This is a genomic window from Actinomadura barringtoniae (assembly GCF_017573505.1).
Classification (GTDB): domain Bacteria; phylum Actinomycetota; class Actinomycetes; order Streptosporangiales; family Streptosporangiaceae; genus Spirillospora; species Spirillospora barringtoniae.
Genome location: NZ_JAGEOJ010000025.1, coordinates 78,935 through 94,826, shown reverse-complemented (window position 1 = coordinate 94,826; position 15,892 = coordinate 78,935). Strand labels below are relative to the sequence as shown.

Here is a 15,892-nt window from a genome sequence, read left to right as displayed (position 1 = left end):
ATCAGTCGTCGGCGAGCGGCAGCAGGACGCGGAAGACGGCGCCCTCGCCCGGGGCCGACTCGACCTCGACAATGCCCTCGTGCGCCGCGACCAGCGCTGCGACGATGGCCAGGCCCAGCCCGGTCCCGCTGTCCGAACGCCCGCGTCCGGACTCGCCGCGTGACGGGTCGGCGCGGTAGAAGCGCTCGAAGACCCGTTCCTTCTGCTCCGGCGTGAGGCCCGGGCCTTCGTCGGCGACCTCGAACGCGGCCGCCGGCGTCCCGTGCAGCGTCGCCGACATGAGCCGCACCTCGATCGGCGAGCCCTCCGGCGTGTAGGCCACCGCGTTCGCCAGCAGATTGCCGATCACCTGGCGCAGCCGCGCCTCGTCGCCGAGCACCTGGTAGGCGATCCCGTCCTTCACCGACAGGTCCACGCAGCGGTCGGGCGCGACCACCCGGGTCTCCTCGACCGCCTCGGCGGCGACCGCGAGCAGGTCCACCGGCCGCCGTTCGATCGGGCGCTGCCGGTCGAGCCGCGCGAGGAGCAGCAGGTCCTCGACGAGCAGGCCCATCCGGGACGCCGCGTCCTCGATGCGGCCGATGAGGCGATCCAGCTCCTCGGGTGAACGGGCCGCGCCCTGCCGGTAGAACTCGGCGAACCCGCGGATCGCGGTGAGCGGGGTGCGCAGTTCGTGGCTGGCGTCGGCGACGAACCGCCGCATCCGTTCCTCCGAGCGCAGCGCGTTCTCCTCGGAACGGCGCGCCGCGGCCTCGGAGTGCGCACGCGCCCCGAACGCGGCCTCGATCTGCGCGAGCATGGTGTTCAGCGAACGGCCGAGCCGCCCGACCTCGGTGCGCGGATCAGCCTCGGGCACCCGTCTGGACAGGTCGCCGGCAGCGATCGCGCTCGCGGTCGACTCGATCTCGGCGAGCCGGCGCAGGCTCGCCTGAACGAGCCAGATGCCGAGCGCCGCCAGCGCGGCCACCACCAGCACCCCGACGATCAGGTCGATGCCGACCAGCTGCCCGACGGTACGGTCCGCCTCGTTCATGCTCAGCGCGAGCACCAGGGTCTGGTCGCCGGGCATCTGCTCGGCGAGGACCCGCCACGACGCCGACGAGCCGCCCTTGCCCGGCGTGGTGAAGGGCGTGCCGGTCCGGCTCGTGACGTTCCCCGGGACCTTGGGCTGGCCATGGCTCAGCATCGTCGGGCCCTGGGTCTGCGTGACCCGCCCGTTCGCGTCCCGCACTTCCCAGTAGGTGTCGGCGGGCACGCGGAAGTAGGCCTGGCCGCTGGGGTTGTCGCGCTGGCGCTCGATCTGCCCCTCGATGCTGGCCGCCGTCATGCGGAGCTGGTTGTCGGCCCGCCCGACCAGGTAGTCGCGCAGGACCCACACCCCGGCCGTGCCCATCACGGCGAGGCCGAGCGTGACCAGCACGAGCATCCCGGCGATCAGCTTGACCCGCAGTGGCGTCCGCTCGGGGACCGCGCGCAGCCGCGCGAGCGCCCCCCGGCCCGTTCCCCCCGAAACAGTCATGATCTTTACTTCGGCGGCAAGCGAAGCACGTAGCCCACCCCCCGCAGGGTGTGGATCAGCCGCGGCTCGATGTTGTCGACCTTGCGGCGCAGGGCCGAGACGTAGGACTCCACGATCCCGGCGTCGCCGCGGAAGTCGTAGTTCCACACGTGGTCGAGGATCTGGGCCTTGGACAGCACCCGGCCCGCGTTCGCCATGAAGTAGCGCAGCAGCTTGAACTCGGTCGGCGACAGCTGGATCGGGCGCCCCTCGCGCCAGACCTCGTGGCTGTCCTCGTCCAGCTCGATGTCGGCGAAGACCATGCGCGGGGACGGCTCGGGCGCGCCGCCGCCGACCCGGCGCAGCACGGCGCGGATGCGGGCGACGACCTCCTCCAGGCTGAACGGTTTGGTGACGTAGTCGTCGCCGCCGATCGTCAGGCCCTTGATCCGGTCCTGCACCGCGTCCCGCGCGGTCAGGAACACGACCGGCGTGTGCGTCCCCCCGGACCGCAGCCGCCGTACGACGTCGAACCCGTCGATGTCGGGCAGCATGACGTCCAGCACGATCAGGTCCGGCCGGTGCCGCTGGGCCGCCTGAACGGCCTCGGCGCCGTTGGTCGCCGTCATCACCTCGAAGCCGGTGAAGCGGAGGCTGCCCGCGAGCAGCTCGAGGATGTTCGGCTCGTCCTCGACGACGAGCAGCCGTGCCTCCGGCGCGTTCGCCCCCGCCTCGCTGCGCATCCCGATGCTCGCCGCCTGCTCAGTCACTGTGGCCACCGTCCCCCTCCGCAATCATCGCAGAGGCTTTCAGGTGAACCTGAAAGGACCCTGAAGGCTCCCTGGGAGTTCGATGAGGCCGCTCCGGCGAGGCGTTTCGGCTGGCTGGAACGCCGAAGGCGGGCCCGTGCGCCGTGCGCGGGCCCGCCTTCTGACTACGCCTACGAGATCAGCCGAAGTACTCGATGAAGGGGATCTTCTTCTTGGCACTGGAGGACGTGCCGACGGAGATGATGCCGGTGGTGTTCGGGCGCTTGTCCACGTCGCCGATCTGGACGCCGCCGTTGTTGCGGACCGGACCGTTGTAGGTCTTCCAGGCCGAGCCGGTGTAGTGCATGTACTGCGACCGGGTGCCGTTGGTGATGGGCAGCATCACCACGCCGGCGTGGCCGTCGCCCGACAGGCCGATGCCGGCGGCGTTCAGCGGGGTGTTGATGGTCTTCCAGGTCTTGCCGTTCCAGCGCAGGATCGCGTTGGTGATCTGCGCGTTCTGACGGACCCGGGACACGTAGACGTTGGTCGGCGAGAGCGCGACGATCTTGTTCAGCACGCCCTGGTAGGCCGGGATGCCCATGGAGCCGGGGATGTTGAGCTTCTGCCAGACCTTGCCGTTCCAGTGCAGCACGATCCCGTTGACCGTGGTGCCCATCGGGGAGGTCGTGCCGGCCAGCCAGACGTCGTTCTTGGAGCGCACGTCCACGGAGGTGATGCTGGAGCTGGCGGGCAACGGAAGGTTGATCTTGGTCCAGCCCTTGCCGTTCCAGCGGAGCACGGAGCTCAGGCCGCCGCCGGAGGAGTCCACGCCCGCCACCGAGTAGGCGGTGCCGTCGGCGGAGGCGGCCACCTGGGACGGGAAGCCGACCATCGGGTAGGCGACCTTGGCCCACTTCACGCCGTTCCAGTACAGGCTGGTGAAACCGCTCAGGCTGTAGCCGATGATCCAGGCCTTCTTCGGGCCCGCGGCGGCGACGTCGGTCGGGGAGAACGCGACGGGGCTGGCCTGGCGGACCCAGCCCGAGCCGTTCCAGCGGACGATCACGGCCTTCGGGCTGAACATGTTGCCCTGGCTGCCGACCGCCCAGCCGACGTTCTTGCTGACGAAGTCGACCCGGTCGAGGCTGCCGTCATAGGCGAGCGACTTGCTGGTGATGTTCCGCCAGGCGGCGGCGTCCGCGGGGGCGGCGGTCACCGCGACCACCCCGACGCCGCAGGTCACGGCAGTCGCCGCGGCGAGCAAGGCGTTCCTTCGCATGTGTCCACTCCCAAGATCGGGTCAAGGCGGGACAAAAGAGTACGGGAAGACTTACCGGAGGGTAAGGGGGTCCCCCCAGTGGCCGGATCAGGCCTCTCGCGTAACCCTCGTCCCACCCGTGCGCGTGTGACAGATGACGGAGGAAAACGGCTGACGCCCGGAGCCGTGCGGTGGCTCCGGGCGTCAGTCGGACAGTCGGTCCCTGTCCGGGCTACTCGCCCTTCCAGTTCGGCTTGCGCTTCTCGGCGAAGGCGGCCGGGCCCTCCTGGGCGTCCTTGGAGACGAACACCGGGATGGTGATCTCGGACTGCTTCTTGAAGGCCTCTTCGGACGACCAGTCGGGCGACTCGACGATGACCTTCTTGGTGGCCGCGAGCGCCAGCGGCGCGTTCTCGGCGACCTTGAGCGCCAGCTCCTTGGCCGCCGCCAGGGCCCCGCCGGCCTCGGTGAGGCGGTTGACGAAGCCGAGCTCGGCCATCCGGCTCGCCGGGTACTTGTCGCCGGTGAGGGCGATCTCCATGGCGATGTGGAAGGGGATGCGCTGCGGCAGCCGCAGCAGGCCGCCGCCCGCCGCCACCAGACCGCGCTTCGGCTCGGGCAGCCCGAACTGCGCCTCGTTCGACGCCACGACCATGTCGCAGGACAGCGCGATCTCGCAGCCGCCGGCCAGGGCGTAGCCCTCGATGGCGGCGATGAGCGGCTTGGCCGGCGGGCGCTCGACGATACCCGCGAACCCGCGGCCCTCCACGATCGGGTTGTCGCCCGTGAGGAAGCCCTTCAGGTCCATGCCCGCGCAGAACGTGCCGCCGGCGCCGGTGAGGATGCCGATCGACAGGTCCTTGCGGCTGTCGAGCTCGTCCAGCGCAGCCGCGATGCCCCGCGCCACCTCCCCGTTGACCGCGTTGCGGGCCTCGGGACGGTTGATCGTGATGACGAGGACGGCGCCGTCTTCCTCGGTGAGAACAGCCTCTGACATTCAGTTCCTCACTTGGGCTGGAAGCGGATGCCGCCGTCGAAACGGATGGTCTCGCCGTTCATGTAGTCGTTCTCGATGAGCGACTTCACCAGGTGGGCGAACTCCGACGCCTTGCCCATGCGCTTGGGGAAGGGGATCGGCGCGGCGAGCTTGGCCTTGAACGCGTCGGCGGCCTCGCCCTCGCCGTAGATCGGGGTGTCGATGATGCCCGGGCAGATGGTGTTGACCCGGACGCCGATCGCGGCGAGGTCGCGGGCGGCGGGCAGCGTCATGCCGACGATGCCGCCCTTGGACGCGGAGTAGGCGACCTGGCCGGTCTGGCCCTCGAGCGCCGCGATGGAGGCGGTGTTGATGACCACGCCGCGGGCGCCGTCGGCGTCGGCCGGCTCGGTCTTGGAGATCGCGGCGGCGCCGATCCGCATCAGGTTGAAGGTGCCGATCAGGTTGACCCGGATGACCGTCTCGAACTGGCCGAGGTCGTGCGGGGTGCCGTCCCGGCCGACGGTACGGGAGGCCCAGCCGATGCCGGCGCTGTTGACGATGACGCGCAGCGGGGCGCCGGTGTCGACGGCGGCCTGGACGGCGGCCTGCACCTGCTCCTCGTTGGACACGTCCGTCTTGACGAACACGCCACCGATCTCGTCGGCGAGGGCCTTGCCCTTCTCCTCGTTGAGATCGGCGACGACTACCTTGGCGCCATCGGCGGCCAGCGCGCGGACGGTGGCCTCACCGAGACCGCTCGCACCACCGGAAACGACGGCGGAAACTCCGTTCAGGTCCATAAGCAGCACCTTACGTCAGGGACCGAATGTGATTCGGGGTGATGTTACCCACAGGTCACATTAATGGCGATGGGGAGAGCGGTAACACTCCGCTCCCCCACAGTCCGCCTTCGCATCTGCGCACTACACGCCGTACCCACGCGAGAGGCGCCCGCAACTCGCCTTCGGCGCGCCTCAGGATGAGCGGCGGATCACAGCGGTGCCGCGTTCCAGATCCACCTTGGTGCGCGGCGGCGCGCCGTCGTTCTCCTCGTCGCGCAGGATCAGCGAGCTGCGCTTCTCGTCCAGCTGATGCCGCTTGGAGCCCTGGAAGAACGCGCTCAGCTCGTCCACGCCGACCGCCGACACCCCGCGGCCCTGATCGTCGCGCCGCCAGGGCGTACGGAAGCGCCGGTTGGCCCACAGGCCCATCCGGTCGATCACGGCCAGCGCGACCAGACCGAGGACGAGCCCGGGAATGGTGAACACGATGAGGAACGCCACGTCTCCTCCAACGCGGGCAACGTAAGGGTCGTTCCGCTCGGCAATTCCGGCTCGCCTAGCCGATCCGGCCCGCCTAGCGGATTTGGCCCGCCTAGCCGATCCGGCCCGCCTAGCGGATCCGGTACGGGACGGGCGGCGTCGGGATCTTGCCGAAGCAGGTGGCGATCGGGTCCTCGATGGAGCACCACCCGGGGCGGCGCTTGGGCACGTAGCCGGACGGGTCGCCGTGGTCGGCGATGATCGCGCGGTACGCGGGCACGGCGTCGGTCGGGTGCCGCGTGAGCTTGGGGTCGGTCAGCGCGTTCACCGTGAACAGGCCGAAGCGCGGCCGGTAGCTGCCCCACTCGTAGTTGTCGGTGAGGCTCCAGTAGTTGTAGCCCATCACCTTCACGCCGTCGGCCATCGCGCGCTGGATCCAGTAGATGTGGTCGCGCAGGTGGTCGGCGCGGGTGTAGCCGTCGGCGCGCGGCTTGCCGTTGTCGGTCGGCATGCCGTTCTCCACGATGTAGATCGGGAGCTTGGGCAGCCGCCGGTGGTAGCTCTTCAGCACGTAGTAGAGGCCCTCGGGCTCCGGGTCGATCTTCCAGAACTCGCCGCTGAGCGAGTACCGCGCGGTCGTGTTCTCGGCGTTGGCCCCGTAGTAGTAGTCGATCCCCAGGTAGTCGAGCTTGTCGGTCACCTGGTTGAAGATCGCGGCGTCGAACAGCGGGTTGGCGATCGAGCCGTAGGCCAGGTTGGTCGAGACCGGCGCGCCCGGGTCGACCTTGTGGATCATGTCGTACGCCGCGCGGTGCGCCTTGGTGATGCCCGCGCGCATCTTCATGAACTGGTCGGGGTTCATCGGCCGGGCGAGCAGCTCGTGGTAGAGGTTCTGGCTCACCTCGTTGAAGGTGATCCAGATGACGCCCTGCCGCTTGTAGCGGTCCACGATGAACTTGGCCTCGCGCAGCCAGTCGTTCACCGTCTGCGGGTTGTCCCAGGCGCCCTGGTCGGCGACCCAGCCGGGGTAGACCCAGTGGTCGAGCGTCAGCATCGGCCGCATGCCCGCGGTGCGGATCCGGCGGATCAGGTCGTCGTAGTAGGCCAGCGCCTTCGGGTCGCGGAAGCCCTTGCGGGGCTCGATCCGCGCCCACTCGATGGAGGTGCGGAACACCTTCACGCCGAGGCTCTTGGCGCGCTGCACGTCCTGCGGGTACTGGTGCCGGAAGTCGACGCTGTTCTTGTACGGGTCCTTGATGCCGTACGCCTTCCGGGCCACGTACCGCGTCCAGTTGCTGTCGGGGAACGATCCCTCGGACTGGAAGCCGGATGTGGACACGCCCCACAGGAAGTTCGCGGGGAACTTCGAGCCGGCGGGAACGGGGCGTGGCGCCGCGTCGGCGGCTGCGGCGTCGGCGGGCGGGGCGGCGGTGACCGCCGCCGCGGCGGACAGCACGAGCGCGGCCAGGACGTGCGAGGTGCGTGACCTGCGGGGCACTGGTTCTCCTCCCGGGAGCACGGGATATGAAGCTTGCTCGGATAACAGGTGCGGGAGGGAGACTTGTCAATGGGCACGTCCCCGATGGCCGGATCCGGCTGACGGCTCCGGGTGACCGGTCGAGGGGCGGGCTACTCAGGGGCGCGCGGCGCGGACCTGAGTAGAGATCCCCGCACTCCTACTCAGGATCGGCGTCCCGGCCCGGCGCACAGTTGTCCCCATGAACGCTTTCCTGCAGCTCAAGGGAACGACCGCATTCTTCATCCAGGCGATCATCTCGTTCGCCGTCTCGGTCGCCGCGATGGCGCTCGGCATCGTCTACATGCCCGCGCCGGTCTGGATCCGCGCCTTCCTGGCGCTCGGCGGGCTGTACCTCATCACCTCGACCTTCACTCTGGCCAAGTGCGTCCGGGACCGGATGGAGGCCGGGTCGGTCACTCCGGGGCGCCCGGAGGGGCCGGCTCAGGTCCTGCCGCCGAACGCGCCGTACGTCGACTCCTCGGCCGCCTCCTGGGGCTGATCGGCCCGGGTGGGGCGCCGTACCAGCCACGGAAAGTGACCTGGATAACACAATCGTGATTGGCCGCAACGGGCCACTGGACGCGCCGTCGAGGCACGGTCCATCGGACGGAAAGGCAGCGGCGCCCGCCGGACGGCGGGCGCCATTTCAATTCGGACATCGCGCCACCAACTCGCCGAGATGGACACGTGGGGCATCCGGAGGCCGAATGTGGTCGGCATCACAGCCGGATAAACCGGCGCCGCGTTTCCGCTGCGCAGATCACTGCGAGTAATCGGCAATTTCTTGATCCAGAAAGCCCTTCCGAGGGGCCGGGTATTGCCGAGGTGTGAGTGCTGTGGTTCCGTGTGCCGCGGCGACGCAAGTGTCGCCGCGAAAGCGAACAATGGGCCGCCGCGATCACGCGAAACCCCAACGATTCACGCACCCGAGTGAGGGTGCGCTCGCGGACGGCCGGCCGCATCCATGCAGACCAGAGGCATGGAACCGGGTCCCCTCAGCGCCTCCCCGAAGCCATCCAGGGGTTGGCGGAAAGTCAGCCGACATTTGTTTCTCACCCCGCTGTCCCGGCTGCCCCGGTAGGCATGAACAGCGAGGTGAGGAGCAATCCTGTTTACCGTCGCGTCTTCTCTTTCCCCCCGTACGAAACTGCTTCTCGGCGGCTGCGCGCTGAGCACGGCGACCGTCGCCGGAGCCGTGGCGCTGCCGACCACACCGGCCAGGGCCGAGACCGGCGCCACCGCACGTGTCGCGGCAGGCGCCACCGCACGTGTCGCGGCTGGAGGCCTCAGCGGCGACGCGCAGGTCGCGGAGTCGAGAAAGGCCAGGCAGAAGCGCCGGGCCGCCATCGCCGTGGCCTACGCCTACAAGCAGATCGGCGACCCCTACCGCTACGGCGGCAACGGCCCCGGCTCGTGGGACTGCTCGGGTCTCGCCGGCGGCGCCTGGCGCAAGGCCGGAGTGAGGTTGCCGCGCACCACGTACGCCATCTACCGGGCGGTCAAGTACAAGGTCTCCTTCAGGGGTCTCGCCAAGGGTGACCTGCTGTTCTTCTACTCGGGCCGCAGCCACATGGGCATCTACGTGGGCAAGGGCTACATGATCCACGCGCCCAGTTCCGGGCAGCGGGTCAAGCGTGTGAAGGTCTCCGGGTACTACAAGCGGCACTTCAACGGCGCCGTGCGCCCCGGTTACTGAGAGTCGCGGGTGGCGAACGGTCGATAAACCGGCCGCAACCCATTGAGTCGCACCCTGTACGCACCGTGTCGGGCAAGCTCAGCGGGTACATCCGCCGCAAACTGTGACTCACATCACACGAACCTTAAATTCACATCAATCGGTGCAGGCGGCGCCCCACATACCCGGTATGCCGGAACACCCGTTCGGGCTTATCGACGGTCCCGGGATTTGCCGGACATGGCGGGGCGTCGCTAGTTTCTTGCCGGTTCCGTACGCCAATGGAACCAAGCAGATAACAGAACATTCACGTCGACGCGGCAGCGGTGCCCCAGCCTCCCGCCGCCGAAGAGCCCGCGTCCGACGGCCGCGTCCGCGCAGACCCGATGCGCGGAGCCGGAACGCGTCCGCGCTCTCGGTGCCTTTCCCTTCCCTGGGCACCGCCGGAGCCGGAATACGCCAGCAACCCCATCTCGTACGGCGGTGCCACCGCCTGCGGTGAGGGCTGCCCGGTAGGCACCACCACGATGACAGGAGTCGTCCTGCATACCCTCCGGAACCCCCTCAAGCTGTTCGCCGGTGGCATCACGCTCAGCACGGCGGTCGCGGTCGGAGCCTCGCTCCTGGTCGCCGGCCCGGCGAACGCGTCCGCTCCACAGGTCGCCCAGCGGCAGGCAGCGGCTCAGGCGAGCGCAGCAGGCAAGATCTCCAAGGCCCGCAAGACGCGGCAGAAGAAGCGCGCGGCCTACGCCGTCCGCTACGCCTACAAGCAGATCGGCGACCCGTACCGCTACGGCGGCACCGGCCCCGGTTCGTGGGACTGCTCCGGCCTCGCCGGCGGCTCCTGGCGCAAGGCGGGCGTGAAGCTGCCGCGGACCACCCAGCAGATCTGGCGGGCGGTCAAGTACAAGGTCTCGTGGAAGGGCGCGGTCGCCGGCGACCTGCTGTTCTTCTACTCGGGCCGCAGCCACATGGGCATCTACGTGGGCAAGGGCTACATGATCCACGCTTCCACGACCGGCAAGCCGGTGAAGCGGATCAAGCTGAACAGCTACTACAAGCGCAACTTCGCCGGCGCGGTCCGCCCCGGCTACTAAGACCTGCGCGAGAACGTCCCGGCGGTCCCAGGACCGCCGGGACGTCCATTTGCGGCCGACCCGCCACGCACGCGAGCGCGCTAACTGAGCGGGTGACGAGCCGAAGGCGAAGTCGCCCGCTCAGATCGCGAAGCGATGTCGCGCTCGCCGCTTTTGTGGTTCGAAGGCCGAGCCGCCAGGCGAGGCCTCCGAGGCCGCGAAAGCCAATCAAACAAGGCTGGGGTAGTCGGTGTAGCCGCGGTGGTCGCCGCCGTAGAAGGTCGCCGGGTCGGCCTCGTTGTACGGGCCGCCGGCCTTGATGCGGGCGGGCAGGTCGGGGTTGGCGAGCCACAGCTGGGCGAACGCGATCGCGTCGGCGACGCCCTCGCGCAGCGCCTCGACTCCGTACTCGGGCATGGCCGGAAAGGATGACGGCGTCGGGTGCGGGTTGAGGATCAGCGTGCCCGGCCATGCCGCCCGTACGACCCGGGTGAGCGCGCGGTCGCCGAGCTCCATCACGTGCAGGTACGCCAGGCCCAGCGGAGCCAGCTCGCGCAGCAGCGCCGTGTAGAGCTCCTCGGGGTCGCTCTCGCTCACGCCGTTCGCCGTTCCGCCGGGTGAGACGCGGAAGCCGACGCGGTCCGCGCCGACCGCGTCGCTCACCGCCCGCGCGACCTCCACGGCGAAGCGGATGCGGCCCTCGACCGAGCCGCCGTAGGAGTCGGTACGGCGGTTGCTGCCGTCGGCCAGGAACTGCTGGATCAGATAGCCGTTGGCGCCGTGCAGCTCGACGCCGTCGAAACCGGCCTCGATCGCGTTGCGCGCGGCGACCACGAAGTCGTCGACCGCCTGCGCGATGTCCTCAAGGGTCATCTCTCGCGGCTCGGGGTGGTCGAGCATGCCCTGGTCCACGGTGAACAGCTGCTCGCCCGAGGCGATCGGCGACGGCCCGAGCGGCAGCGCGTCGTCCGGGTAGAGGTAGGGGTGCCCGACGCGGCCGCTGTGCATGATCTGGGCGAAGATCCGGCCGCCCTCGGCGTGCACCGCGTCCGTCACCGCCCGCCAGGCCCGCGTCTGGTCGTCGTTGTGCAGGCCTGGCGTGGAGATGTAGCCCTGGCCGATCACGCTCGGCTGGGTCCCCTCGGTGATGATCAACCCGGCCCCGGCCCGCTGCGTGTAGTACTCGGCCACCAGCTCGTCCACCTGACCGGCCTCGTACGCGCGGCTGCGCGTCATCGGCGCCATCACCAGCCGGTTGGGCAGCTCCAGCGCACCGATCTTCACGGTCTCGAACAGCTCGCTCATCGCTTTCACCCGCATCACTTGTAGTCGTCGTTCTCGCTGGTGATGAAGCTACGAGCGGCCCGATACGGGCGGCATCCGTAAGGTTTCGGTACTCGGCCCCGTAGTTTGTATTGCGTGCTTTACGGGCGTGATGACGAGCTGGCGCGGCTCACCGAACTGATCGACGCGGCGCGCGACCACCAGCGCAGCGGCTCGATCGTGCTGCGCGGCGAGGCGGGCATCGGCAAGTCCGCGCTGCTGGAGTGGGCGGCGGGCGACGAGGTGTGCCGGGGCGCGCGGGTCCTGCGCGTCACCGGGTTCGAGGCCGAGCGCGACATCGCCTTCGCCGGGATCCTGCAGCTGCTGTGGCCCGTGCGCGACCGCGTCGAGTCGCTGCCCGAGGCGCAGGCGGCGGCCCTGCGCGGCGCGTTCGGGCCGACCGGGACGGGCACGATCGTCGGCGCCGCCGAGCAGGACCGCTTCATCTGCGGCCTCGCCGTGCTGACCCTGCTCGCCGACCTCGCCGAGGACGGCCCGGTCCTCTGCCTGATCGACGACGCGCAGTGGCTGGACGTCGCGACGACGGAGGCGCTGCTGTTCGCCGCCCGGCGCCTGGCCGTCGAGGGCGTCGTGATGATGTTCGCGGCGCGCGAGAACGGCTTCGCCACCCCCGGCCTGCCCGAGCTCCAGCTGACCCGGCTGGCGAGGGCCGACGCCGAGCACCTGCTGTCGGAACGCCACGCGACGCTGAGCCCGTCGCTGCGTTCCCGGGTCGTCCGCGAGTCGGACGGCAACCCGCTGGCGCTGCTGGAGTTCGGCTCCACGCGGCGCATGCCCGAGTCCTCGGCGCCGCTGCCGCTCGCCGAACGCGTGACCGCCTCGTTCCGCGCGCAGATCGCCGGGCTGCCCGACAAGACCCGCGACATGCTGCTGATCGCGTCCGCCGAGGGCCGCGGCTACATGCCCTCGCTGCTCGCCGCCGCCGCGACGTTCGGCCTCGGCCTCGGCGACCTGGAGGAGGCGGAACGGGCCGGGCTGGTCGAGGTCACCGGCTCGGCGATCCGTTTCCGGCACCCGCTGATCCGTTCCGCGTCGTACCACGGCGCGGTCGCGGCGCAGCGGATCCGCGTTCACCGGGCGCTGTCGGAGGCGGCCGACGACCCCGACTGCCGCGTCCGGCACCGCGCCACGATCACGATGTCGCCCGACGAGGCGGTCGCCGCCGACCTCGAGAAGGCGGCCGAACGCGCGCTGAGCCGTGCAGGTTACGGCCCGGCCGCCACGCTCTACCAGCACGCCGCCGAGCTCAGCCCGTCGCTGTCGGAGCGTTCACGACGGCTGGGCCGCGCGGCCGACGCCGTCTTCCGGGCGGGCCGCCCCGCCGAGGCGGACGACTTCGCCCAGCGAGCCGAGAAGCTGGCCGAGTCGCCCGCCGATCTCGCCCGGCTGGCGCGGATCCGCGCGGCCGTGGAGTTCGAACGCGGCGACCCGCCCGCCGCCGCCCGGCTCCTCATCGCGCAGGCCGAGCACGCCGAGCCCGGCGACGTCCCCGCGATGCTGCGCACCGGCGCCACCTACGCGTGGTCGGCGGGCGACGCCGAGACCATCGGCCGGGCCGTCGAACTGCTGCGCGCCACCGGCCACGACGACCCCGCCGTACGGGCCCTGGGACATCTGATCAAGGCCGACTACGCCGCCGGCCTCCCCCTCCTGGCCGAGCAGGTCGCTGCGGCCCGTTCGGAGGGCTCCGACCTCACCCAGGCCATCTACTGGGGCCTCATCGTCGGCGACGACCGCCTCACACAGGAGCTGGCCGTCGCCGAGGCCGCACGCTGCCGCCGCGAGGGCCTGATCGGCGTGCTGCCGAACGTCCTGCAGGCGCTCGCGCAGGTGCAGATCGCCGCCGGCCTGCACCGCGACGCCGAGGCCACCGGCCAGGAGGCGATCACGATCGCCCGCGACATCGGCATGGAACGCCGCGAGGGCCGCGTCGGCGCCGTACTGGCGCGGCTGGCGGCCATCGAGGGCGACGAGGAACGGCTGCATCGCCTGGTCGAGCACGCGCCGCCGCCCTCCGGCGGGCTGGCCGACGTGGCGCTGGGTCTCCTGGACCTAGGGCTGGGCCGCTATGAGGCCGCGCTGGTTCGTTTGGAGGAAGTCGCCCAGAGCCCCCGCCGCTTCACCGCAGGCACGATGGTCGCCGCCGCTGACCAGATCGAGGCGGCCGTACGGGCCGGGCAGCCTGAACGCGCGCACGAGGCACTTGCCCGCTTCACCTCGTGGGCCGACGCCTCACACATCCCCTGGACGCGTGCCGTAGCCCTACGCAGCCAAGCCCTCCTCCACGAGGCCGACTCATCCGGCAAGGCCTACGAAGAGGCCCTCCACCTCCATGAGGAGGACGGTGCCCGCCCGTTCGAACGAGCGCGCACCGAACTCCTCTACGGCGAATGGCTACGCCGCGCCCGCCGCCGCAGCGACGCCCGCGGCCCACTTCGTTCGGCAGCGCAGATCTTCGAGCGCCTGAAGGCAACTCCGTGGGCAGAACGGGCCCGTTCCGAGCTCCGAGCCACCGGCGAGACGACCTCCACCCTCGCCTCTCACCAACAGGCAACGGCCCCTGATCTGCTAGACCGCCTGACGCCCCAGGAACTCCAAGTCGTACGTCTGGCGGCCGAGGGCATCAGCAGCAGGGAAATCGCCTCGCAGCTCTTCCTCAGCCCCCGCACGGTCGAGTACCACCTCTACAAGGCGTATCCCAAGCTGGGCATCTCCTCGCGCAAGGAACTGGCCCGCCTCCAATTGCAGCCAGTCCCCTAGCCGAGGATCGCGTAGACGGTGGTCGCCTTAGCAGCCGCCTCGGCGTCCCCCTCACCCGTAAGCGAGATGTCCGCGAACGCAAGCGTCCGCCCCAACTTGGTGATCCGCGCATCCACCAGAACGTCCTTGGCCACGATCGGCCGCTGGAAACTCGTGGACTGCTGCACGGTGGTCATCGGCACGAACTCGCCCCGCGCCGCCGAGACCGCGATCACCGTGGCGGTGTCGGCCGCCGCCATCATCGCCTGACCGCTCAGCCCGCCGCCCTCCCTCGCGAGCCTGTCCGACCACGGCAGCCGCAGCACGGCCCGCCGTTCGCCCAATTCCTCGACCCTCAGCCCCAGGTCCAGCACCCAGGCCGCGAAGTTATCCTTCAGGATCTTGTCGCCATCCGCAGGCATCAAAGTCACCCCGCCATGATGGTCAGAACCGGCCCCGGACGCGAGCGGTCCTTTCGTTGTTGCGCCGTCCTGATGCAGGCTGAGGCCATGCACGAGGAGATCTTTCTGCCGTCCACCTACGAGACGGGCGTTCCGTACGACACGTTCCGGGCCTTGCGCGAGAAATCCCCGGTGTGCCGGATCCCCGAGCCCTCCGTAGGACCCTGGCCCCCAGGCCCCGGCTACTGGGCGGTGTTCGGGCACGCGGACGTCAAGCACGTCCTCCGCAGCCCCGAGCTCTTCTCCTCCAACCTCGGCGCGACGCAGATCCGCGACCCCGACACCCCCGAAGACCTCGCGTTCGTCCGCGCCATGATGCTCAACCAAGACCCCCCGGGCCACTCCCGCCTGCGCCGCATCGTCGCCGCCGCGTTCACCCCGAGAGCGATCCGCGCCCTGGAAGAAACCATCAACACCCGCGCGCGCACCCTCATCAGCAACACGCGCGGCCAGGAGATCGACTTCGTAGAGATCGCGGCCGACCTCCCGGTCTGGACCCTCGCGCAGATCATGGGCGTCCCCGACGAGGACCGCCGCCTCCTCTACGACTGGGCGTCCCGAGTCATCGGCTACCAGGACGCCGACTACGCGGCCCTCTCCACCGCCGAAGCCTCAACGCTCTCCCCCATGGGCCAGGCCGCCGTCTCTGCGCGCCCCGAGACCTTCCTCCGCCCCGACGGCCGCCCCATGAACCCCCGGTCCCGTACGGCCCTGGCGGACATGTTCGCCTATGCCCACGCCCTGGCCGACGCCAAGCGCAAGGACCCGGGCGACGACATCATGTCCCGCATGCTCTCCGGCGGCCTCACCCCCGAAGAGTTCGAGAACATGTTCTTCCTCTTCGCCGTCGCCGGAAACGAGACCCTCCGCAACGGCATCCCAGGCGGCCTCCTGACCCTCCTGGAGCACCCCGGCCAACTAGCGGCCCTCCGCACCGACGAGGCCCTCCTCCCCACCGCCATCGAGGAGATGCTCCGCTACTGGCCCCCGGTCATGGACTTCCGCCGCACGGCCACCCAAGACCTGACGCTCTCCGGCCAGCAGATCCGCGCCGGCGAAAAAGTAGTCGTCTACCACGCCTCCGCCAACCGCGACGAGACCATCTTCCCGTCCCCCGACACCTTCGACATCACCCGCACCCCGAACGACCACGTGAGCTTCGGCTTCGGCCCCCACTTCTGCCTGGGCGCCCACCTGGCCCGCACCCAGATGCGCGCCATCTTCACCCACCTGCTCCCCCTCACCTTCACCCAGACCGGCGCCCCCGTCCGCCTGGCCTCCAACTTCCAGAACGGCCTGAAGCACCTCCCCCTCAAAGTGGAATGAACC

Annotated in this window: 14 protein-coding genes; 5 read left to right on the top strand and 9 right to left on the bottom strand. The window is 70.0% G+C overall.

Translation table 11 applies throughout. The features are described 5' to 3' along the window. Position 1: 1 nt before the first annotated feature. From J4573_RS44785 to J4573_RS44755, 7 genes are all read right to left on the bottom strand, one after another. Positions 2-1,519: a sensor histidine kinase gene (locus J4573_RS44785; RefSeq protein WP_208262469.1), complete on the bottom strand. Its 1,518-nt coding sequence runs from the start codon at positions 1,517-1,519 to the stop codon at positions 2-4. A 5-nt stretch (positions 1,520-1,524) separates the two neighbouring features. Next, positions 1,525-2,241: a response regulator transcription factor gene (locus J4573_RS44780; protein WP_208262551.1), complete on the bottom strand. Its 717-nt coding sequence runs from the start codon at positions 2,239-2,241 to the stop codon at positions 1,525-1,527. A 205-nt stretch (positions 2,242-2,446) separates the two neighbouring features. After that, on the bottom strand, positions 2,447-3,529 hold the full coding sequence (locus tag J4573_RS44775) for a hypothetical protein (RefSeq protein WP_208262468.1): 1,083 nt from the start codon (positions 3,527-3,529) through the stop codon (positions 2,447-2,449). 211 nt (positions 3,530-3,740) lie between these two features. Then, complete coding sequence (locus J4573_RS44770) at positions 3,741-4,505, bottom strand: crotonase/enoyl-CoA hydratase family protein (RefSeq protein ID WP_208262467.1); 765 nt, start codon at positions 4,503-4,505, stop codon at positions 3,741-3,743. 8 nt (positions 4,506-4,513) lie between these two features. Then, the gene (locus J4573_RS44765) at positions 4,514-5,287 is read right to left on the bottom strand and encodes an SDR family oxidoreductase (RefSeq protein ID WP_208262466.1); all 774 of its coding nucleotides are present in this window, start codon (positions 5,285-5,287) and stop codon (positions 4,514-4,516) included. A gap of 174 nt (positions 5,288-5,461) precedes the next feature. Beyond that, a complete protein-coding gene (locus J4573_RS44760) occupies positions 5,462-5,770 on the bottom strand; it encodes a DUF6191 domain-containing protein (RefSeq protein WP_208262465.1) in 309 nt (102 codons plus the stop codon). Between the two features lie 109 nt (positions 5,771-5,879). Further along, positions 5,880-7,247, bottom strand: a complete 1,368-nt coding sequence (locus J4573_RS44755) for a glycoside hydrolase family 1 protein (RefSeq protein WP_208262464.1) — start codon at positions 7,245-7,247, stop codon at positions 5,880-5,882. 220 nt (positions 7,248-7,467) lie between these two features. Here J4573_RS44755 and J4573_RS44750 point away from each other — a divergent pair, with 220 nt between their 5' ends. The 3 genes from J4573_RS44750 (at position 7,468) to J4573_RS44740 (ending at position 10,040) form a co-directional block, all read left to right on the top strand. After that, complete coding sequence (locus J4573_RS44750) at positions 7,468-7,767, top strand: YiaA/YiaB family inner membrane protein (RefSeq protein ID WP_208262463.1); 300 nt, start codon at positions 7,468-7,470, stop codon at positions 7,765-7,767. A gap of 696 nt (positions 7,768-8,463) precedes the next feature. After that, positions 8,464-8,964 (top strand): C40 family peptidase, encoded by a 501-nt coding sequence (locus J4573_RS44745; RefSeq protein ID WP_307797427.1) that lies wholly within the window; start codon positions 8,464-8,466, stop codon positions 8,962-8,964. A gap of 506 nt (positions 8,965-9,470) precedes the next feature. Beyond that, positions 9,471-10,040 (top strand): C40 family peptidase, encoded by a 570-nt coding sequence (locus J4573_RS44740; protein WP_208262462.1) that lies wholly within the window; start codon positions 9,471-9,473, stop codon positions 10,038-10,040. 207 nt (positions 10,041-10,247) lie between these two features. Here the strand turns inward: J4573_RS44740 and J4573_RS44735 are convergent, their stop codons facing one another. Beyond that, entirely contained in the window at positions 10,248-11,324 is a 1,077-nt protein-coding gene (locus tag J4573_RS44735; RefSeq protein ID WP_208262461.1) for an alkene reductase, read from the bottom strand. A 114-nt stretch (positions 11,325-11,438) separates the two neighbouring features. Between J4573_RS44735 and J4573_RS44730 the strand changes: the two genes are divergently transcribed. Further along, complete coding sequence (locus tag J4573_RS44730) at positions 11,439-14,123, top strand: ATP-binding protein (RefSeq protein ID WP_208262460.1); 2,685 nt, start codon at positions 11,439-11,441, stop codon at positions 14,121-14,123. On the opposite strand, the gene J4573_RS56450 is transcribed toward J4573_RS44730, so the two are convergent. Continuing rightward, complete coding sequence (locus J4573_RS56450; RefSeq protein ID WP_307797426.1) at positions 14,120-14,617, bottom strand: PaaI family thioesterase; 498 nt, start codon at positions 14,615-14,617, stop codon at positions 14,120-14,122. The two genes, J4573_RS44730 and J4573_RS56450, sit on opposite strands and share 4 nt — an antisense overlap. Between J4573_RS56450 and J4573_RS44720 the strand changes: the two genes are divergently transcribed. Further along, positions 14,612-15,889, top strand: a complete 1,278-nt coding sequence (locus tag J4573_RS44720; protein WP_243774612.1) for a cytochrome P450 — start codon at positions 14,612-14,614, stop codon at positions 15,887-15,889. The two genes, J4573_RS56450 and J4573_RS44720, sit on opposite strands and share 6 nt — an antisense overlap. Positions 15,890-15,892 lie beyond the last annotated feature (3 nt).